This window comes from Streptomyces sp. NRRL S-31 (genome assembly GCF_000718775.1).
GTDB lineage: Bacteria > Actinomycetota > Actinomycetes > Streptomycetales > Streptomycetaceae > Streptomyces.
The window spans coordinates 14068-33378 of sequence record NZ_JOCB01000095.1 but is presented as its reverse complement, the minus strand read 5'-3'; the positions used below and the strand labels follow the sequence as shown (position 1 = coordinate 33378).

18 protein-coding genes are annotated in these 19311 nt (G+C 71.5%); 8 read left to right on the top strand and 10 right to left on the bottom strand.

What is annotated here, in order from left to right; translation table 11 throughout:
* Window positions 1-270: 270 nt before the first annotated feature.
* Entirely contained in the window at window positions 271-465 is a 195-nt protein-coding gene (locus IF37_RS0130570) for a hypothetical protein (protein ID WP_216725859.1), read from the top strand.
* A 139-nt stretch (window positions 466-604) separates the two neighbouring features.
* Window positions 605-1483, top strand: coding sequence for a serine protease (locus tag IF37_RS0130565; RefSeq protein WP_030749781.1), 879 nt, complete (start codon window positions 605-607; stop codon window positions 1481-1483).
* 38 nt (window positions 1484-1521) lie between these two features.
* Here the strand turns inward: IF37_RS0130565 and IF37_RS0130560 are convergent, their stop codons facing one another.
* Both IF37_RS0130560 and IF37_RS0130555 read right to left on the bottom strand, forming a co-directional pair.
* Entirely contained in the window at window positions 1522-3132 is a 1611-nt protein-coding gene (locus IF37_RS0130560) for an amidohydrolase family protein (RefSeq protein ID WP_030749779.1), read from the bottom strand.
* A gap of 9 nt (window positions 3133-3141) precedes the next feature.
* Window positions 3142-4437, bottom strand: a complete 1296-nt coding sequence (locus IF37_RS0130555) for an amino acid deaminase (RefSeq protein ID WP_030749777.1) — start codon at window positions 4435-4437, stop codon at window positions 3142-3144.
* A 165-nt stretch (window positions 4438-4602) separates the two neighbouring features.
* On the opposite strand from IF37_RS0130555, the gene IF37_RS0130550 reads away from it, so the two are divergent.
* From IF37_RS0130550 to IF37_RS0130530, 5 genes are all read left to right on the top strand, one after another.
* Window positions 4603-5730: a sugar kinase gene (locus IF37_RS0130550; protein ID WP_030749775.1), complete on the top strand. Its 1128-nt coding sequence runs from the start codon at window positions 4603-4605 to the stop codon at window positions 5728-5730.
* Entirely contained in the window at window positions 5727-6491 is a 765-nt protein-coding gene (locus tag IF37_RS0130545) for an IclR family transcriptional regulator (RefSeq protein ID WP_030749773.1), read from the top strand. The genes IF37_RS0130550 and IF37_RS0130545 overlap by 4 nt, the downstream gene beginning before the upstream one ends.
* The gene (locus IF37_RS0130540; RefSeq protein ID WP_030749771.1) at window positions 6488-6898 is read left to right on the top strand and encodes a RidA family protein; all 411 of its coding nucleotides are present in this window, start codon (window positions 6488-6490) and stop codon (window positions 6896-6898) included. The genes IF37_RS0130545 and IF37_RS0130540 overlap by 4 nt, the downstream gene beginning before the upstream one ends.
* Window positions 6899-7047: 149 nt before the next feature.
* The gene (locus IF37_RS0130535) at window positions 7048-8526 is read left to right on the top strand and encodes a GntP family permease (protein ID WP_030749768.1); all 1479 of its coding nucleotides are present in this window, start codon (window positions 7048-7050) and stop codon (window positions 8524-8526) included.
* Between the two features lie 37 nt (window positions 8527-8563).
* Complete coding sequence (locus tag IF37_RS0130530) at window positions 8564-9175, top strand: hypothetical protein (protein ID WP_030749765.1); 612 nt, start codon at window positions 8564-8566, stop codon at window positions 9173-9175.
* A 117-nt stretch (window positions 9176-9292) separates the two neighbouring features.
* Here IF37_RS0130530 and IF37_RS0130525 read toward each other — a convergent pair whose 3' ends face one another.
* The 3 genes from IF37_RS0130525 to IF37_RS0130515 all read right to left on the bottom strand — a co-directional run bounded on the left by IF37_RS0130525 (window position 9293) and on the right by IF37_RS0130515 (window position 11053).
* The gene (locus tag IF37_RS0130525; protein WP_079165965.1) at window positions 9293-9838 is read right to left on the bottom strand and encodes a lamin tail domain-containing protein; all 546 of its coding nucleotides are present in this window, start codon (window positions 9836-9838) and stop codon (window positions 9293-9295) included.
* 154 nt (window positions 9839-9992) lie between these two features.
* Window positions 9993-10199: a DUF397 domain-containing protein gene (locus tag IF37_RS0130520; RefSeq protein WP_030749759.1), complete on the bottom strand. Its 207-nt coding sequence runs from the start codon at window positions 10197-10199 to the stop codon at window positions 9993-9995.
* A gap of 2 nt (window positions 10200-10201) precedes the next feature.
* Window positions 10202-11053, bottom strand: coding sequence for a helix-turn-helix transcriptional regulator (locus IF37_RS0130515; RefSeq protein WP_030749756.1), 852 nt, complete (start codon window positions 11051-11053; stop codon window positions 10202-10204).
* Between the two features lie 206 nt (window positions 11054-11259).
* Between IF37_RS0130515 and IF37_RS0130510 the strand changes: the two genes are divergently transcribed.
* A complete protein-coding gene (locus IF37_RS0130510) occupies window positions 11260-11697 on the top strand; it encodes an ATP-binding protein (protein ID WP_030749754.1) in 438 nt (145 codons plus the stop codon).
* On the opposite strand, the gene IF37_RS0130505 is transcribed toward IF37_RS0130510, so the two are convergent.
* The 5 genes from IF37_RS0130505 to IF37_RS0130490 form a co-directional block, all read right to left on the bottom strand.
* Window positions 11672-12853, bottom strand: a complete 1182-nt coding sequence (locus tag IF37_RS0130505) for a DUF1266 domain-containing protein (protein ID WP_367647133.1) — start codon at window positions 12851-12853, stop codon at window positions 11672-11674. The two genes, IF37_RS0130510 and IF37_RS0130505, sit on opposite strands and share 26 nt — an antisense overlap.
* 135 nt (window positions 12854-12988) lie before the next feature.
* A complete protein-coding gene (locus tag IF37_RS42745; RefSeq protein ID WP_253915898.1) occupies window positions 12989-13267 on the bottom strand; it encodes a hypothetical protein in 279 nt (92 codons plus the stop codon).
* A 20-nt stretch (window positions 13268-13287) separates the two neighbouring features.
* Entirely contained in the window at window positions 13288-17976 is a 4689-nt protein-coding gene (locus IF37_RS0130500; protein WP_052845462.1) for a putative T7SS-secreted protein, read from the bottom strand.
* Complete coding sequence (locus tag IF37_RS0130495; protein ID WP_030749745.1) at window positions 17976-18635, bottom strand: hypothetical protein; 660 nt, start codon at window positions 18633-18635, stop codon at window positions 17976-17978. The genes IF37_RS0130500 and IF37_RS0130495 overlap by 1 nt, the downstream gene beginning before the upstream one ends.
* On the bottom strand, window positions 18632-19186 hold the full coding sequence (locus tag IF37_RS0130490; RefSeq protein WP_106981886.1) for an SseB family protein: 555 nt from the start codon (window positions 19184-19186) through the stop codon (window positions 18632-18634). The genes IF37_RS0130495 and IF37_RS0130490 overlap by 4 nt, the downstream gene beginning before the upstream one ends.
* Window positions 19187-19311: the final 125 nt, after the last annotated feature.

Sequence of the window (19311 nt, the reverse complement as noted above, 5' to 3'; positions counted from 1 at the left end):
CGCCACGACCTTCCCCGCGTCCGCGGCCCCACCGCCCCGCAAGACCAGGGCCACCACCCCTGCCGCGAGCGCCACCACGCGCCGTCCGACCCCCAGCCCGACCCCCACGGCCACGGCCTCCCCTTCCGCCCCGCCGACACCGACGCCGGTCCCCGGCACCCCCCGCAACCGGGGCCATGGCCACACGTGGCCGAATCGCCCCCGCTGACTTCCCGCCCGGCCACCCGCGACCGAGGCCCGGTTCGCCGGCCGGGGACGGTGATCCGGGCCGTGGCGCTGTGGGCCGGTACCCGGATCGTCGTGCCGGACGACATCGACGTGGACGTCAGGGGCTTCGGCCTGTTCGGCGTGTTCGGCGGGCGCGCGGCCCGCGGGGCGGCGTGGCCCGGGGCGCCGCGCGTCGTCGCGAAGGGCCCCGCGCTGTCCGGAGCCGTCGTCATCAAGCCGCTCCGACAAGCCCGTTGACCCCCGCGCGGCACAGGGAAACCCCTATGACCCGACGCGGCTCCTTGTCCCCACCCCTCCGTGCCGCCAACAATGCGCATGACAACCGAACGGGCGGCCGGAGACCTCCGGTCGCCCCGTCGTAAGAGGGGACCCCCACGTGAACAAGCCTCTCCTTGCCGCGCTTTCCGCCCTGGCGATAGCCGGGCTGGGCGCGACCCCGGCGATCGCCGCGCCGCACGCCGCCGCCGAGGCGTCCACCCCGCACGCGGCCAAGACGGCCCAGGCGGCCCAGGCCGTCAAGGCCACGGTGGACTTCGCCGGCACCGTCTCGCTCAGCAACTGCTCCGGCTCCGTCATCCGCTTCCCCGGCTCCGCCGACACCGACCCCGCCCTGGTGCTGACCAACGGCCACTGCCTGGAGACCGGCATGCCGGGCGCCGGCCAGGTCGTCACCGGCCAGTCCTCCAGCCGCACCTTCGGCCTGCTGAACTCCGCCGGCACCAAGGTCGCCACCCTCCGTGCCAACCAGGTCGTCTACTCGACCATGACCGACACGGACGTCACGATCTACCGCACCACCACCACGTACGCGGCGATCAAGAGCTCGTACGGCATCAGCCCGCTCACCGTCCAGGACACGCACCCGGTCGCCGGCACCGCCATCAAGGTCGTCTCCGGCTACTGGAAGCGCGTCTACAGCTGCAACGTCGACGGGTTCGTGTACCGGCTGAAGGAGGGCGACTGGACCTTCAAGGACTCGGTCCGCTACACCTCCGCCTGCGACACCATCGGCGGCACCTCCGGCTCCCCGGTCATCGACGCCGGCACCGGCAAGGTCGTCGCCGTCAACAACACCGGCAACGAGGACGGCCAGCGGTGCACGGTGAACAACCCGTGCGAGGTCGACGCGGCCGGCAACGTCACCGTCCGCCAGGGCATCAACTACGCCCAGGAGATCTACAACATCCCGGCCTGCTTCACCACCGGCAACAAGCTCGACCTGAGCGCGTCCGGCTGCACCCTGCCCAAGCCGTAGCCGTAGCCGTAGCCGCAGCCGCAACCGGCGGCGGGCGGTCACACCGGGGTGCGCCGGACCGCCCGCCCCGCCAGTACGTCCGTCCGCCGGCCGTCCTCGACGACGAACCGGCCGTCGACCAGCACGTACGGGATGCCGGTCGGCAGCGCCCGGGGCTCGGCGAAGGTGGCGCCGGACGCGACCGTCCCCGGGTCGAACAGGACCAGGTCGGCCCGGTACCCCTCGCGCACCAGCCCGCGGTCCGGCAGCCGCAGCCGCGCCGCGGGCCGGGAGGTGAGGTGGGCGACGCACTCCGGGAGCGTCAGCACGCCCAGCTCCCGCACGTAGTGGCCGAGGTAGCGCGGGAAGGTGCCGTAGGCGCGCGGATGCGGCTTGGTGCCGCGCAGGATGCCGTCGGAGCCGCCGGTGTGCGCGCGGTGCCGCATGATCGCGCGGACGTTCTCCTCATGGCCGACGTGCTGGAGGATCGTCGTACCGAGCCGGTCCCCGACCAGCAGGCGCAGGGCCGTGGCCCACGGTGCCTCGCCGCGCGCCTCGGCCGCCTCGCGGACGGTGCGCCCCACGAAGTCGCCGAGGGCCGGCTCGGTCACCCCGGAGACCTCGATGGTCTCCCACTCCACCGGCACCCCGTGGCAGCCGTCCGAACCGGTGACCTCCAGGTCGTAGCGGATCCGCTCGGCCGTCGACGGGTCGGTGAGCCGGGCCAGGACCTCCTCCGGGCCGCCCTCGCTCGCCCAGCTCGGCAGCAGCGCGGCGAGGGTGGTGCAGCCGGGGGTGTAGGGGTAGGTGTCCAGCGTGATGTCCGCGCCCGCGTCCAGCGCGTCGTCGAGCAGCGCCAGCAGCTCGGGCGCCCGGCCCCGGTTCACTCCGAAATTCATCGTCGCGTGCGCCAGGTGCAGCGGACAGCCCGCCTCCCGGGTCAGCTCGACCATCTCGGCGTAGGCCGCGAGGGCGCCGGCGCCGTAGGAGCGGTGGTGGGGGCAGTAGTAGCCGCCGTAGGACGCCACCACCCGGCACAGCTCGGTGAGTTCGGCGTCCCGCGCGTACATGCCCGGTGTGTACGTCAGCCCCGACGACATCCCCACCGCGCCCTGTTCCAGACCCTCCGCGACCAGCCGCCGCATGCGGTCCAGCTCTTCGGGCGTGGCCGGGCGGTCCTCCCAGCCCATGACGAGCGCGCGGACCGTGCCCTGCGGGATCAGATAGGCCGCGTTCACCGCGATGCCGCGGTCGAGCCGGTCCAGGTACTCGCCGACGCTCCGCCAGTCGAAGTCGATGTCGTCGCCGTACCCGTTCCACCCGGTGATCGCCCGCCGCACCTCCTCCAGCGTGCGGTCGTCCACCGGCGCGTACGACAGCCCGTCCTGCCCGAGCACCTCCAGCGTGACCCCCTGCGCGGCCTTCGCGCCGTGGTCGGGGTCGCGCAGCAGGGCGAGGTCGGAGTGGGCGTGCATGTCGATGAAGCCGGGGGAGAGGACCAGGCCCTCCGCGTCCACCTCCCGCCTGGCGCGCGGCCGTTGGCAGCCGGCCGCGGCGGCCTCCTTGACGATCGAGACGATCCGGCCGCCGTCGACCACGACGTCGGCGCGGTAGGAGTCCGCCCCGCTGCCGTCGACGACGTCGGCGTCCCGGATGACCAGGTCCTCCACGCGGGCCTCCTAGAAGAACGTACGGATGTAGTCGACGACCGTGCCGTCCGCCTCGGCGACCGGGATCAGCTGCCACTTGTCGAACGACGTGCACGGGTGGGACAGGCCGAAGCCGATCCAGTCGCCGGCCTCGACGTCCGCCCCCGGCTCGGTGCGCAGCCAGGCGTGCTGGTCGGAGAGTCCGGTGACGGTGATCCCGGTGGCCGGCCGCTCCTCGCCGTTCCGGCGTACCACCTGGGCGACGGGCAGGTCCAGGTCGTAGGCCGCGTCCCGCTTGCCCGCGTTGGCGAACGCCTGCTCGGGCGTCGGGCGGGAGACGACCTGCGCCCACAGCCGGAAGGCGGGCTCCAGGGCGCCCTCCCGCGGGACCCGGGCGAACGGGGTGAGCCTCTGGTAGTGCCCGTCGTCGTGCGAGACGTACGCCCCCGAGCGCAGCAGCTTCAGCACCGGCAGGGAGAGCGCGGGCACCTCGGCGAAGACCTCGGCCACCGCGTCGAACCAGGCGCTGCCGCCCGCGCTCAGCACGATCTGCTCCGCCCCGCCGAACCGTCCGTCCCCGTCCAGCAGCGTGGCCAGCGCCACCAGCCGGCGCAGGTAGGACCGGACGCGCTCCGGGTCGGCCCCGGGCACCTCGCCCTCGTAGCCCGCGACGCCGACCAGCCGCAGCGTCGGTACGGCGGCCACGGCCGCCGCGACCTCGGCGCACTCCGCCTCCGTGCGCACACCGGTCCGCGCGCCCTCGCCCGCGCCCAGCTCGATCACCACGTCCACGGGCCGTGCCGCGCCGCGCAGCGCCGCGTCCATCAGCTCCACCCCGCGCACGGAATCGACGTAGCAGATGAACCGGAACTCCGGGTCGGCGGCCAGTTCGGCGGCGATCCGGCGCAGGGCCGGGGCGTCCACCAGTTCGTTGGCGAGGAAGACCCGCCCGACGCCGAACGCCCGCGCCACCCGCACCTGGTGGGGCACCGCGAGGGTGATCCCCCAGGCGCCGTGCGCGAGCTGCCGGTGGAAGAGCTGCGGCGCCATGGAGGTCTTGCCGTGCGGGGCGAAGGCCAGCCCGTGCCGGGAGGCGTACGTCTCCATCAGCGCGAGGTTGTGCTCCAGGCGCTCGGCGGACAGGGCGAGCACGGGGGTGGTGAAGCCGTCGTCCTCCCGGAAGAGGTTGCGGCGCTGGGCGGCCAGCTCGCCGACGGTGAGGCCGTCGGCGTCCGCCGGGAGGCCCTTGAACCGGTGGTCGACGCGTTCCTCGGCCAGCCCGGCGAGGCGGTCCGCGGCCAGGCGGGCGAGCGCTTCGGTGCTCATGGAGCCCCTCTCTCGGCTGTTGCAATATGTGCAACAGTCATTGCATGTGGTGCTTACTGGTGTCTAGCATCTCGCCGAACACCGGGTCAACGACAGTCGCCACCCGGAGCATCGACAGGAGTCATCATCGACGACGCTGCTTACGCCTCGGCCGTTGCGCGCCCGCTGGACGTCGTGGACGTGGTAGCGCTCGGCGAGTCCATGGTCACCTTCCTGCCCAGCCGTCCGGGCCGCCTCGCCGACGTGCCCTCCTTCGACCGGGCCATCGGCGGCGCCGAGTCCAACGTGGCCTGCGCCCTGGCCGCCTTCGGGCACCGGGCGCGCTGGACCGGCCGCGTCGGCGCCGACGGCTTCGGCGACCACCTGCTGGAACGGATCGCCGGGTACGGGGTCGACGTGTCGTCCGTGCGCCGCGACCCGGACCGCCCGACCGGCGTCTACTTCCGCACGGCCGGCGAACGCGGCACCGGCGCGCACGAGGTGGCGTACTACCGGGCCGGGTCGGCCGCGTCGGCGATGTCGGCGCGGAACATGGACCTGGAGGCGGTCCGGGCGGGCCGCGTCCTCCACCTGTCCGGGATCACGGCGGCGCTGTCCGACGACTGCCGGGAACTGCTGCGGGAGCTGCTGGCCCCCGGCCCCGGGCGCCCCCTGGTCTCCTTCGACGTCAACCACCGCCCCCACCTGTGGCGGCACGCCGACGGGGGCACGATCCTGCGGGAACTCGCCCGGGCCGCCGACATCGTGTTCGTGGGGGAGGACGAGGCGGAACACGCCTGGGGCATCACGGGCGGCCCGGAGGCGATCCGCGCGGCCCTGCCGGAACCGGGACTCCTGGTGGTCAAGCAGGGGGCACGGGGGGCCACGGCGTTCGGCCGCGGGCCGTATGCCGGAGCTGTGGGTTCCGGAGCCGTGGGTTCCGGAGCTGTGAATGCCGGATCTGCGGATGCCGGTTCCGTGGGTGCCGGTTCCGTGGATGCCGGGTCCCCTTCCTGGTCCCATCACGAGCCGGCCCTGCGGACGGCCGTCGTGGCCACCACCGGGGCCGGGGACGCCTTCGCCGCCGGATTCCTCTCCGGGACCCTGCGCGGCCTGCCCCCGAGGGACCGGGTCCGCCACGGCCACCTCTTCGCCGCCGCCGCCCTCACCACCCCCGGGGACCTGGCCGCGCCCCCCTCCCGCGACCACGCCGACCGCCTCGCCGCCCTGGACGACGACGCATGGGGGAGACTTCGTCTCGGCCCCGGCTGGACGCAGGCCGATCGGGCCCCCAAGGAGGCGAACATCCCATGAGTCAGACCGTCGACCGCGCCCTGAGCATCCTGCCGCTGCTCGCCGAGGGCCCCGCCGACCTCGGCCAGGTCGCCGACCGGCTCGGCGTGCACAAGTCCACCGCCCTCCGCCTCCTGCGCACGCTGCACGAACACGGCCTGGTCTACCGCCAGTCCGACCAGCGCTACCGCCTCGGTGCCCGCCTCTTCGCCCTCGCCCAGGAGGCGATGGAGAACCTCGACATCCGCGAGATCGCCCACCCCCACCTCGTACGCCTCAACGAGAGGTGCGGCCACACCGTCCACCTCGCCGTGTACGAGGAGAACGAGGTGCTCTACATCGACAAGGTGGACAGCCGCTACCCCGTCCGCATGTACTCGCGGATCGGCAAGCCGGTGGCCATCACGGTCGCCGCCGTCGCCAAGCTGCTCCTCGCCGACCTGCCCGAGGCCGAGCGCCGCGACGTCGCCGAGCAGCTCGACTACCCCCTGTACACGGCCCGTTCGACCCCCCACGCCGAGGCGTTCCTGAAGGAGCTGGCCACGGTGCGCGAACAGGGCTGGGCCACCGACCTCGGTGGCCACGAGGAGTCCATCAACTGCGTCGCCGCCCCCATCCGCGGCGCCGACGGCCGGGTGGTCGCCGCCATGTCCGTCTCCGCGCCGAACGTGGTCGTCACCGCCGAGGAACTCCTCACCCTGCTCCCGCTGGTACGCCGCACGGCGGACGCCATCAGCGGCGAGTACTCCGGAAGAACGCCAGTGAAGGGCACCCCCGCATGACCGAGAAGACCGCGCTCACCCCGAAGACCCACACCACCCCGCCCGCGAAGTTCTCGCACGGCGTGAGGAAGGGCAACATCCTCCAGGTCGCCGGCCAGGTCGGCTTCCTGCCCGCCGAGGAGGGCAAGCCGCCGACGCCCGCCGGCCCCTCCCTGCGCGAGCAGACCCTCCAGACCCTCGCCAACGTCAAGGCGATCCTGGAGGAAGGCGGTGCCACCTGGGACGACGCGATGATGATCCGGGTCTACCTCACGGACGTGGACCACTTCGCCGAGATGAACGAGATCTACAACGGCTACTTCGAGGAGCAGGGCCTCACCCAGCCGCCCGCCGCCCGCACGACGGTCTACGTCGGTCTGCCGGCCGGCCTCCTCATCGAGATCGACGCGCTCGCCGTCCTCGGCTGACGCCCGCGCCGCCCTCACGTACCTCGCGCGTCACACCATCACGCGCACCCGCACACCCGCACATCCCGCACGGCACGGCACCCTCCGGGGCGCCGTGCCGCGGTCCGCCCTGCCCGAAAGCACGATGCACTTACCCAGAGGACCCCCGTATGTCCGTCCCCCTCGCCGCACCCGCCCCCAGCGCCCCGCCCCACACCGGGGGCCTGCTCCTCCTCATCGACGGCACGCCCGGCCTCCTCACGGTCGCCGTCCTGGGCATAGCCCTGCTCCTGCTGTTGATCATCAAGGCACGGCTCCAGCCCTTCGTGGCCCTGCTCGCCGTCTCCGTCACCGTCGGCCTGCTGGCCGGCCTCTCCGTCACCGAACTCTTCGGCACCGTCCAGCGCTCCGACGCCGTCTCCACCATCGAGTCCGGCATGGGCGGCATCCTCGGCCATGTCGCGATCATCATCGGCCTCGGCACGATGCTCGGCGCGATCCTCGAGGTCAGCGGCGGCGCCGAGGTGCTGGCCTCCCGGCTGCTGGGCCTCTTCGGGGAGAAGCGGGCCCCGCTCGCGATGGGCCTGACCGGTCTGCTCTTCGGCATCCCGGTCTTCTTCGACGTCGGCATCTTCGTCCTGGCCCCGATCGTCTACGCGGCGGCCAGGCGGGCCGGCAAGTCGGTGCTGCTCTACTGCCTGCCGCTGCTCGCCGGCCTCTCCATGACCCACGCCTTCCTGCCGCCGCACCCCGGCCCGGTCGCCGCCGCCGGACTGCTGCACGTCCAGCTCGGCTGGGTCATCCTCATGGGTGTCGTCTGCGGCGTCCCGGCGGTGCTGGCCGCCTGGGCGTACGCCGCCTGGATCGGCAAGCGGATCTTCGTCGCCGTACCGCAGGACATGGTGGAGGCCGCGGAGGAGGCGAAGCGGGCGGTGCTGGCCGAGCAGCGCGCGCAGGGGGTGGCACCCCGGGAGCACCCGGTGCCGCTGGGCACGGTCCTGACCATCATCGGTACGCCCCTGGTCCTGATCCTGGCGGCCACCTTCTCCTCGATCGCCCTGGACCCGTCCCCGGCCCGCTCGGTGCTGGAGTTCGTCGGCAGCCCGTTCGTCGCCCTCACCTTCGCCCTGCTGCTCGCCTACTACCTCCTCGGCATCCGCCGCGGCTGGTCCCGCAAGTCCCTGGAGACGGTGTCGACCTCGTCCCTCAAGCCGGTCGGCAACATCCTGCTGGTGGTCGGCGCGGGCGGGGTCTTCGGCGCCGTGCTGAAGGCCAGCGGGGTCGCGCAGGCGCTGTCGGACACCTTCCACGACGTGGGCCTGCCCGTGATCGTCCTGTCGTACCTGATCTCGCTCGTCCTGCGGGTGGCGCAGGGCTCGGCGACGGTGGCGATCGTGACGACGGCGGGCATCGTCGCCCCGCTGCTGACCGAGGGTCACCATTCCCAGGCGTTCGTCGCCCTCGTCATCATGGCCATCTCCGCGGGCTCCATCTTCGCCTCGCATGTCAACGACGGTGGATTCTGGATGGTGGCCAAGTACTTCGGCATCAGCGAGCGCGACACGCTGCGGACCTGGACGGTCCTGGAATCGGTGCTGTCACTGGCGGGGTTCGTGGTGGCGGCGGTGGTCAGCGTGTTCGTGAGCTGACTGGTTACGGCACAGGGAAGTCGTCCATACTGCGGCCGTGGAGCAGCGCATAGGATCGAGCAGCAAGCCGTCCGGGGCCGAGCCGTCGAAGGCCGAGCCCGTCACGGGCGCCGGTTTCGACCCGGCCTTCATCCCGGGGATCACGGGCCCCGCGCCGACGGGCGCGGTACCGAAGGTGCCGAAGGAGCCCGAGCAGTCCGGGAAGCTCGCGAAGCCCGAGCAGTCCGAGGAGCCCGACGACGCGGCACCGGTGGGCCGGACGGCGGAGGACGAGACGCCGGAGGACAAGGCGCCGACGGCCGCGGAACCGGCGGACGGCGGCGGCCCGGTCTTCGAGGCGTCCGACCGCCGGGCGCGGATAGTCGCCGACCGCGCGGGCGTCCGCCTCAGCCTCGACGAGGAGTCCTGCGAGTTCCGCTGGGACGAGATCGCCGCGGTGGAGACGGAGTCGTCCCGCTTCGGCAAGCGCCTCACGATCACCGTGCACACCCCCGACCGCCGCTGGTACCCGATCGAGATCGAGGCGGCGGCCAGGGCGCGCTCCGGCGAGTGGGAGTCACAGCTGGACGCGGTGCTCGACGCGTACTTCGAAGAGGCAGAGGACAGCGAGGACACCGAGGAGGCCGCGGAGACGGTCGTGAAGGAGTAGCCGGACAGCTGCGGTACCGGGCGGTCTTGCCGATCGTCCGGTACCTGCGGTCGGCGTTCTCCAGCCGCTGCGACACGGCGTCCTTGTTCCGGAGGTCTCCCGCTCGACGACTTCGGATCAGTGCTGCCGGTCGTGCCGTCCGCCGCCACGGTGACCACGGTGGTCGTGGCGGTCCCGGTGGTCATGGCCCCAGGAGGCGGAGTCGACGAGGCGGCCGTGGTCGTCGCGCAGGGTCGCGGTGTCGTGGCCGGGGTCCCACACCGACTCGCGGCGGTCCTGGTAGAGGTCGTTCTTCCGGTCCCGCCCGAAACCGGTGTGGACGCGCACGCTCTGGTGGTCCCTCAGACGGTGGTGCCGGAAGGTGTACGAGTGGCCGTCCTCGTCGGACAGCGTCCACCCGTCGAGGTCCACGGCCCGGGGCCCGTCGTTGGCGACTTCGACCCACTCCTGGTTCAGGGCCGCGTTGGAGCGGTCGTACCGGGCTGACGTGTGCGTCTGGGCGCCGCTGATGACGATCTGCGACCGCTCGGCCCGGCCGGAGTGGTCGTGCGCCCGGTCGGCGGCCGAGGCCGGCAGGGCCACGGCGCCCACGACGGCGGTCGCCGTCACGACGGCCGCGACGACGCGGCGACGGAGGGCGGAGGCGGATACGAGTACGGACACGAGAGTCCCCCTTCGAGAGGGTTGCGCACACCCCGCGACCCGCGTTCGCGGCGCACGGGGGCGACCGGTCGGTCGCACGCCCACACCTTGCGGCGCCGCGTCCGCACGATCGAGGAAACGCGCGGACTGTTACCAATCGCGGATATATCTGCGGCTATCGGGGGTAATGCCCGAACCGGCGCTCCTTCAGGGCACCGACGAACGCCCCGAAGCTCGCGGCCGGGAAGGTGAGGGTGGCCCGGGCGGGGGCCTTGGAGTCACGGACGGATATGTGGGTGTCCTGGTCGGCGACTTCGACGCAGGCATCCCCCTGACCGCCTCCGGAGAAGGATGACTTCGTCCACGTACCGGGGGTCAGCATGCTCACAACTCCTTCGTCAGCCTGTGGATGAAGTCACGTGACCGGTAGGGGTCGAGTGACACCGCCTCCACCCTACGGAACAGTGTTCGATAGCGCGTGAGCTGGGCTTCGGCATCGATGAAGACAGGGCCGCCGGGGCCGTCGCGGACGATGGTGTCCAGCTTGGGCACCGGCCCGCCCGCGTACACCATGGCGCTGCCCGCTCCGCCGAAGCCGTCCAGGTCGAAGGGGATCACGCGCACGGTCACGTGAGCGGCTTCGGAAAGTTCCAGTACGCCGGTGAGCTGAGCGCGTGCCGCGCTGCGGTCGCCCACCCTGATGCGCAGGGCCGCCTCGTGGATCAGAGCCTCGTACGGGACCGGGTCCGGGCGCTCGATGACGACCCGGCGCTTCATCCGGTGTTCCACCCACCGCTCCACGTCGCGCCTCGGGTACTCCGGGTTTACGTAGGTGAAGAGGGCGCGGGCGTAATCCGGTGTCTGCAAGAGGCCGGGAACATGGAGGAACTCCACGTCCCAGCGGTAGCTGGCGTGGTGCTCCAGCTCGGGCAGATCCATGAACGGCGTCGGCAGCCGGCCTCGGTACTCCTCCCACCAGCCGTGCGTCCTGTCGGTCGCCATCGCGACCAGGGCATCGATCAAGGCGGTGTCCGTGCAGGAGTACTGAGCCGCGAGTCGCCGCACCCGCTCCTCACTCACCCCGGCGGTACCGGCCTCGATCTGGCTCATCTGGGCCGAGTCGGTCCCGAGGAGGGCGGCTGCCTCGCGCCCCTTCAGTCCTGCCGCTTCACGCAGCTTCCGCAGTTCGGTACCCAGCCGCTCCTGCCGTGCGGTGGGCTGTTGCCTGCGCGGCATGGCATCCTCCCTCACTTCAACTGCACCGTGTTCGCTGCCTCGTTCGGGGGTAGGTTAGGCCAATCACTTGCGGCGTCCCAAATTGTGGCCCTACGGTCGGTGACGCAACGATCGCGCAGCGGAAGTGCACCGTGCCGTCCTGCTCTGACGGCTCGGCAAGGCCACCGCGCGCCGAAGTCCTCTTCACCGACCGGAGTTGATGACGCATGCCCGAAACCGAGACGTGGGACTACACCCTCTGCATCCCCAACGACCTCAGAGCCGTGACCGTCTGTCGCAAGACCCTGCGGGTGATCCTGGCGCTGCACGGGTTGACGGCTCTCGCGGACACGGCGGAGCTGTTGGCGGCGGAGCTGGTCTCCAACGCCGTACGGCACACCAAGGGACCGGCCGCGCTGCGGGTGCGCCGTTCGCCGCGGGGGCTGGTGTGGATCGGGGCGTGGGACACCGACCCGGAGCCGCCCGAGCCGCCGGTTCCGCTGGCGGAGGCCCTGGAGCGGGAGGACGGCCGGGGGCTGGGACTGGTGACGGCCTGCGCACGGCAGTGGGGCTGGCGGCCGTCGGCCCGGTTCGGGGACCGGGGCAAGTACGTGTGGTGCGAACTTCCGGTGCCCCTGCTCAGTGATGTCGGAACGGGATGTTGAGCCAGGGGCTGCCGGGGTCGGACATCAGGATGTGGTGGGCCTCCACCGTGTTCTGGTACCAGTCGCCGAACTCCTCGTCGTCGAAGTGGAGGCTGCGGCCGAGGATGTAGCCGGCGGAGAAGTCCTGCCACGACTTGTAGGAGAGGGCGGCGGCCCGGCCGGCCCGGACGACGGCGGACTCGGCCTCGGCGAGGGTGCCGTACCTGGTTCCCAGTCCCCAGCGGGCCATCTTGGACGCGCGTCCGAGGTCCCAGGCGTCGACGGACGTGACGTACCGGCTGCCGTCGAGTACGCCGTCGGCGCGCATCCGGGCCTCGTAGCGGGTGATGCGTCCGATCAGCCGCTGCACGCCCTCGATCCGCGCCTCGACCTCGGACTCGGGCCGGGGCTCGGTCCTGGTGACGCCGTCCTCGCTGACCACGACCGAGCCCTCGGACCTGGCGCGGATGACGTTGGCGGCGGCCTGGCGCCAGTAGCCCGTGTCGACGTGGCCACCGAAGTCGCGGGCGATGGTGCGGCGCAGGTCGAGGACGAAGTCCCAGACGGAGCTGTGCTGTTCGCAGGCGAGGAGGTCGCGGAGGCAGGTCAGCCACTCCTCGCGGGTGGTGATGCCCCACCACTCGCGCAGCCGTTTCCGCTCGTCCGGGTAGCCCGTGCCGTGCCAGGCCATGGCGTTCCAGAAGGAGCCGTTGTTGACGCACAGGAGTCCGCCGCAGGCGAGGCCGTGGGCGACGGTGCCGTGGAGGGGGCCGCCGACGCGGAGGGTGCGCAGGCGCATCGACTCTCTTAGGGCTGGGGCCTGCGTGCCGTACTGCGCCCAGGTCGCCGAGTGGGGTGGGGCGGAGGGCAGGAACGCCTCGCACGGGCTTCCCGGGTTGACGACGATCATCGGCGGATCGGCCGGATCCCAGACCTTGGCGAACCACTCCAGGCGGTTCCAGTCGAACACGCGGTGGGGCTCCGGGGCGGGCAGCATGCCCTCGGTGTACACGGCCCAGATCCGCCCGCCGGCGACGCGGGGGTCGCGCCCGAAGACGGCGTACGTGGCACTGGGCGTGGCGTCCGCCTTGTCCTTCTCTATCTCGAAGAACAGCATGCTCCGCCCCAGCACCGAGAAGTACCCGACCCAGTCCCCCCGGCTCTTGGTCTCGAACAACGCCTGCTCGATCTCCGAGGGCGGGGTCCAGGCGGGTGGCGCGGAAACCGGAAAACCAGCGGGCGGCGGCCCGAACGACATAAGACTCCCCCGTGCTCGTTCGTCGTTACGATATCGTTTTCTGTGGATCGTCCATCAGGTTAGCTTACCGACGGACCATTCGGCCGAATTCCATGCTTGCTCAAACTCTTCCCGGCTGATCAGGCGGGCGGCAAATTCTGGCTGGTTGGCCACGTCTTCAATGTGACCTACTGGAATTTCACTAAGTCCAATTTCTGCTGTCTCATGAGAGCTGTCAGCTCTTAGTTGTCGACCATCTCGGTAGCGTTGGACTTTGCGCACCTCGTATCCATCGTCACCGATTTCGCTATAGAATCCCGTCGGCTCCGATTCGAAGTCATGCAGCCAGTCCACTTGCCAATATTCCATGTTTCTCAGTTCTTCCCGTGGCTGACGATGCGGTCTGTTAGGTCGAGAGCTCCGTCATTTCTTATAACGTAGACGTCCGGCCGCTCAACGGAGCGCATGACGTCCAGTCCGCGCACGTCTATCTCTATGTAGTGACTGAACTTGTGGCCAGCCCACGGTATTCGCATGAAGGCGTACGAGAGTTGCCCAGCTGTCTTGGTTGCCGGTTTTATGTCGGAGAGGTATTGGCCGTCGCCGAAGCGGGCATCCTTGGGACTTTGTGCTTTTGTTGATGGATGCATTTCATTGCTCTCGAGGATGCCGTTGTATCCCTTCTCGTTCGTGTAATGGTATAGGGTATCGAGTTCTTCGGGGGGTACGTGTTCGACCGGGTGCTCGCACGCGTCCGGCGCCAAACCCAGGGGATCTCCCCATGTATGCGGGTTTTGGACATACATACTTGGATTAGGGGCCGCGTCCAGACCTAGGGGGTCCGGGCTGAGATACCGAGCCGTCTCCGGGTCGTAATGGCGGAAGTAGTTGTAATGCAACCCCGTTTCCGGGTCGTAGTACTGGCCCGGGAAGCGTAGCGGCGTGTACGTCGTGCTGTTCTTCGACCATGCCGTCGTGCCCCACAGCGTGCTGCGGGTGTGCCATGCGATGTCGCCCTGTTCGTCGATCAGTTCGCTCGGCGTGCCCACCAGGTCCGTGACGATCGCGAAGAAGCGGGAGTCGATCTCCTGTTGGGGAGCCTCCGACGCGCTGATGCGTTCCGTCTGGGCGAGCGGGCGCAGGCCCTGGTGGTCCCAGGTGAGGGTGACCGGGTGGGGGAGGGCGGGGGACGTCGTCGTCTGCTCGCAGAGGGTGGTGCCGTCCCAGGTGAAGTCCACCCTCTCCAGGACCGTCTCGCCGTCGTCCGCCAGGCGGAGCTTCGCCGTGCGGCGGCCCAGCGGGTCGTACGTGTAGCGCCAGCGGGTGCCGTCCGGGGTGGTCACGGAGGTCAGGCGGTCCTCGGCGTCCCACGCGTAGCGCCAGGTGTCCGGCTTGCGGGACAGCCGGGTCTTCTGGCGGAGCGTGACCCGGCCCAGCGCGTCGTGCTCGTAGCGGACGTCGCCCGCCCGGGTGATGCGGGTGCCGACGTACGCCCGCCGGCCCCGCGCCTCCGCGCCCGGGTGCTCCGCCGGCCAGGACGCCTCCGTCTGGTTGCCCGCGTCGTCGTACGCGTACCGCTCGGTCCAGCCCGCCGCGTGGACCGCCGTCACCCGGCCCGTCGCGTCCAGGTCGAAGCGGCGGGAACCGGACAGGTGGTCGTCGATGCCGATCAGGTTGCCGTCGGCCCGGTAGGTGTACGCCCGGTGCTGGACCCGGTGGCCCCCGGCGCCGGTCACCGACTGGGTGGTCAGGCGGCCCAACGCGTCGAAGGTGTGCTCCAGGACGACCGCGCCGCCGACGCGGCGGGACACCTCGCGGCCCGCCCCGTCGTAGGCGAAGTCGATCGCCCGGCCCGACGCCACCATGCCCGTCCGGCGGCCCGCCGCGTCGTACGACCAGGTCGTCTCGGCCCCGGCCGGCGTCGTCCGGCTCGCGCGGCGGCCCAGCGCGTCGTACGTGTACGTCACCGTGCGGCCGTCGACCCTCTCCGAGCGCAGGCGGCCGTGGCGGTCGCGCAGAAGGGTGAGCGTCGTGCCGTCCGGGGCCGTCGCCTGGGCCAGTTGGTCGGTGAGGTCGTAGGCGTACGTCGTGACCCGGCCCGCCGCGTCCTTGCGGAGCACCTGGCCGAGCGCGTTGCGCTCGAACGACGTCACCTCGTCCAGGGCGTTCCGGCGTGAGACCAGGCGGCCCGCCGCGTCGTACGCGTAACGGAGCCTGCGGTCGTCGAAGTCCGTCTCCGACGCCAGACGGCCGGCCGCGTCGTACGCGTACGTCCACGTCAGGCCCTGCGGGTTAGTGACCTTCGTCAGGCGCAGTTCGGTGTCGTGCTCGAACTCGTAGCGGACGCCGTCCGGGCCGGTGCGGGCGGTGAGCAGGTCGAAGTGGGTGTACTCGAAGCGGGAGACGCCGCCGAGCGGGTCGGTGTGGCTCGTGCAGTTGCCCTCGCCGTCGTACGTCCACGTCTCCGCCGTACCGTCGGGGGCCGTGCGGCGGGTCAGATGGCCCTCGACCGACCATTCCAGGCGGGTCGTCGCGCCGGCGGGGTCCGTGATCGCGGTCGGGCGGCCGAGGGCGTCGCGCGTGTAGCGGGTGGTCGCGCCCAGCGGGTCCGTCACCTCCAGCGGGAGGCCCGCGCGGTCGCAGACGACGGTCGTGGTGTTGCCCAGCGGGTCCGTCACCGACGTGAGGTGTCCGGCGTCCGTGTAGGTGAAGCGGGTGGTCCGGCCCGCCGGGTCGGTGACCGACGTGCGGTTGCCCCGGGCGTCGTACGTCTGGCGGATCACCGTGCCGTCCGGGTTCACCACCTTCACCGGCAGGCCGGAACCGTCGTACTCCGCCCTGGCCTCGCGCCCGTCCGGGCGGACCACCCGGACGAGGTCGCCCGCGTCGTCGTACGTGAACGTCGTCGTGTGGCCGAGGGGGTCCGTCGTGGAGAGCAGACGGTTGTAGCGGTCCTGGGTGCGGCGGGTGGTGGCGCCGGAGGCGTCCGTCTCGGCGATCACCTGGCAGCGGCGGTTGACCAGGTAATGGCTGGTGTGGCCGTGCGAGTCGGTGATGGTCGTGGAGTGCTCGCCGGAGACCGGATCCACCGGCCCGTAGCCGAACGTCGAAGCCAGGTGGCCGGCGGCGCCGGACTGGCGGGTGCAGCGGTCCTCGTCGTCGTAGGCGTAGGTGAAGTGGCTGTCGTTGGTGTCGGTCCAGGAGGTGATCCGCCCCCGCTCGTCATAGCCGAAGCGGGTGGGACGGCCGGAGGAGTTGATCACCTCCGTGAGGTGGCCGTCGGTGTAGCGGTACCGGATCAGTTCCTGGTCGGTGCCGTCCGCCGCCGCGCCCGCCAGGTGCAGGGCGGTGATGCGGTCGTCGGTGGTCGACACCAGCACGCGGTGGCCGCAGCTGTGTGCGAGGGCGTGGGGTACGCCGGTCGTGTCGTACTCGAAGGTGATCCAGTTGCCGTTGCGGTCGTCGATCTGTTCCAGCCTCGCCAGATCCTCGGACCGGTCGGCGAAATGCCGCACCTGGCCCGAGTCGGGGTCGGTGAGGGTGTAGCCGTCGTCCGTACGGTCCAACGGCCAGCGAGGGCCGTGGCCGGGCAGGGTGGGGACGCCGGGAGCGGGGTGCGGGTAGGCGAGTACCAGACCGTCCTCGCCGACGAAGACGACGCCCTGTGCGTCGATCTCGAGGCGCTGGTCGAACGTGGAGCACCAGGTCGGGCCGAACCAGCCGCCGAGCCGGTACGACGACTCGAACTGACGCCTGACCAGCAGGGGAAGCACACCGGTCAGTGAGAGGTCGGTCGCCGGCAGCACCATCCGGCCGGTCGCGACGTCGACGGGGTCCTTCTTGCAGACCTTCTGCTTCGGGCGCCGGGAGACGTCCTCCGCCCTCTCCTCGACCGCGTTCCGCGCGCCCTTGCCCCTCATCCGTCCGGCGAGTCTCTCCGCGCCCTCCTTCAAGGCCGTCCGGATGCCGCCCCGGGCCAGCCCCGTGCCCTTGGTGCCGATCAGTTCCGGGAACAGGCGGCCGAAGAACTCCGACGGGTCCTTCCTGAAGCCGTCGACCGCGGCCGTCACGGTGCGTTCCGGGTGGGCCGCCGTGGAGGCCAGGCCGGCCAGCGTCATGCTGACGTTCTGGAGGTAGGCGGCCGGGTGGGTGATGTTGTAGGGGTCCATGGGGTTCAGGCCGCGGGCGAAGTCGACCAGGCCGGCCGTGCCCTTCAGCGCGCCGCCCACCACGTGGGTCAGTTCGGTGCCGGTCGCGTCCACGGTGTCGTGGAAGTCGTTGCGGATACGGTCCAGCGGCGGGGGCTCGGCGGGAGCGTGGGCCAGGGCCGCCCTGACCTTGCCCTGCGCCTCGGAGGCGGCGGTGTTGCGCTGTCTGCGCGCCTCGGAGAGCTGGTGGCGGGCGGCCTGGACGTCGGCCTTGCCCGGGTCCACGAGCTTCCCCGGCTTCGGGCCGGGGTCTTCGCCCGCCTCCACCTTGGCCTGGTACGCCTCGACCTTCGCCGTGTGGGCCTCGAACGCCTCCTTGGCGGCCTTCACGCCCTTCTTGTACAGCTCCACGGCGTCCTTGGCCTGGCCCTGCGCCCACGTCACCGTGTCGGCGTAGGACTCCAGCGCCCCGGCGGCCGTCTCGCACGCCTCGGCCGCCTGCGCCCACTTGGCGGGGTGGACGCCGAACTTCTCCCGGAAGGCGTCGCCGCCCTCGCCCTTCCAGCCCGAGGAGTCGACCTTCTTCAGGCCCTGGCCGACCTTGTCGAAGGCGCCGTGGAAGTCCTTCAGGTGCTTGGCGCTCTCGCGGATCTTCGCCGGGTCGCCGTGGACGAGTTCGTTCGCCTCCTCCGTCTCGCCCAGCTGCTGCTCGCCGGGGGTGGCGCCCAGGTCGGAGGCGACGCCGTCGCCCCAGTCCTCCACCACGTCGGCCCACTTGTGCGCCCCGAAGTGGTCCAGGCCGTCACCGATCTTGTCGGTGGTGTAGTCGACGCCCTTGCCGACGATCCGCTTGCCGCGGTCGATCAGGTGCTCGCCGCCGCTGAGCAGCGAGTTGGTGACGTCCCCGAGGCCCATCAGCCCTCGCCCCCCTGGCCTTCGGCGGCCTTGGCCCGCTCCTCGGGCGAGGGCCCGGACAGATCGTCCACCACCCGGTCGTACTGTTCGTCGGACATGCCCAGCACACCGTGCAGGTTCTCGGGGTTGACGCCTGGCAGCGGGCCCAGGGTGCGGGAGGTCATCACATCGCGCAGGGCGTCCTTGCCGCTCTGCCTGCTGTTGGCCCAGGCCTCCTCGAAGGACTCCTGGCTGTAGTCCACGCCGCCGCCGTACCCGCCGGACGTGGCGATCTCGCCCCAGCCCTGCTTCTCCACCTCCTCCTCGGAGGCGTACGGATTGCCGACGGCCGCGTTGGCCACGATCTTGAAGGTGCCCTCGACGTACCGGTCCGTCTCGTAGTACGTGCCCGCCGCCAGCCCCGTCTTCTCCGCGAAGGCGTTGCCCTCGCCGATCAGCGACCGCACGCCCCACTCCCAGCGCTCGCAGAACGACTTGAACGCGTCCGTCAGACCCTCGTGGCCCAGCTCCAGCCCGGACAGCGCGAGGTCGCCGAAACCACGCCCGGCCCCGGCCGCGCCGACCATGCCCAGTTCCCTCAGCTCGCCCAGCGCGTCCGTCAGGCCCTTGGCGATCAGGTCGAGGCCCTCGGTCTTCAGGTCCTCGCCGCTGTCGGTCACCGTACGTCCCCCCTGCCGCCGTCGACGTCCACCGCCACCGCGTCCGGCACGATCCCCCGCACCGGCGGGAAGACCATCCCGTCCGCACCGTCCGCGCAGTCCAGCGCCACCCCGCAGGGAACCCCCACCGCCGGGACCGCGGCGTCCAGCAGGCGGGCGCCGAGGACGGTCAGGTACCGCCACTCGCGGGCGGCCTCGCCGCGCGCCACGGCGTAGCGGGCCAGCGCCTCTTCGTCGGAGAAGGCCAGGAGGAAGCGGAGGCCGCCGTGGTCGGCGGCGAGCGGGTCGCCGGTCTCCTCGTCGAGCGGGACGAGTACGGCCGTGCGCCGGAACTCGCCCAGCAGCGCGGCGAACACCCGTCGCCCGTCGTCCGGTCGCGCGGCGGGGGGCACCTGGTCCGGGGGCGGTGTGTGCTCGGGTGCGGACGGGTCGGCGGACGCCTCCGGTTCCGTGGTTCCCGGTGCGCCCGGTCCGGTCAGGTCCGCGTAGTCGTACAGCCGTGACCTGCGGACATCTCCCACCGGGCCGGCGCCTCCCCCGTGTTCGGCCATGCCAGGGATCATCACACCGGGGCGCCGCCGGTCGCAATCCGGTGACCGGCCGACCGCTCGAGTCCGGCCGCTCCACCAGGCGAGTTGTGACTCCCATGCGAGTACGCGACGCGACGTGAGGACGC

What these genes read in the sequence shown, in the direction of transcription:
- IF37_RS0130545 (WP_030749773.1), top strand. Translation starts at nt 5,727, where the DNA reads ATGAGTCAGACCGTCGACCGCGCCCTGAGCATCCTGCCGCTGCTCGCC.
- IF37_RS0130535 (WP_030749768.1), top strand. Translation starts at nt 7,048, where the DNA reads ATGTCCGTCCCCCTCGCCGCACCCGCCCCCAGCGCCCCGCCCCACACC.
- IF37_RS0130510 (WP_030749754.1), top strand. Translation starts at nt 11,260, where the DNA reads ATGCCCGAAACCGAGACGTGGGACTACACCCTCTGCATCCCCAACGAC.
- IF37_RS0130500 (WP_052845462.1), bottom strand. Translation starts at nt 17,976, where the DNA reads ATGGGCCTCGGGGACGTCACCAACTCGCTGCTCAGCGGCGGCGAGCAC.
- IF37_RS0130490 (WP_106981886.1), bottom strand. Translation starts at nt 19,186, where the DNA reads ATGGCCGAACACGGGGGAGGCGCCGGCCCGGTGGGAGATGTCCGCAGG.
- IF37_RS0130555 (WP_030749777.1), bottom strand. Translation starts at nt 4,437, where the DNA reads ATGAGCACCGAAGCGCTCGCCCGCCTGGCCGCGGACCGCCTCGCCGGG.
- IF37_RS0130520 (WP_030749759.1), bottom strand. Translation starts at nt 10,199, where the DNA reads ATGCTGACCCCCGGTACGTGGACGAAGTCATCCTTCTCCGGAGGCGGT.
- IF37_RS0130540 (WP_030749771.1), top strand. Translation starts at nt 6,488, where the DNA reads ATGACCGAGAAGACCGCGCTCACCCCGAAGACCCACACCACCCCGCCC.
- IF37_RS0130515 (WP_030749756.1), bottom strand. Translation starts at nt 11,053, where the DNA reads ATGCCGCGCAGGCAACAGCCCACCGCACGGCAGGAGCGGCTGGGTACC.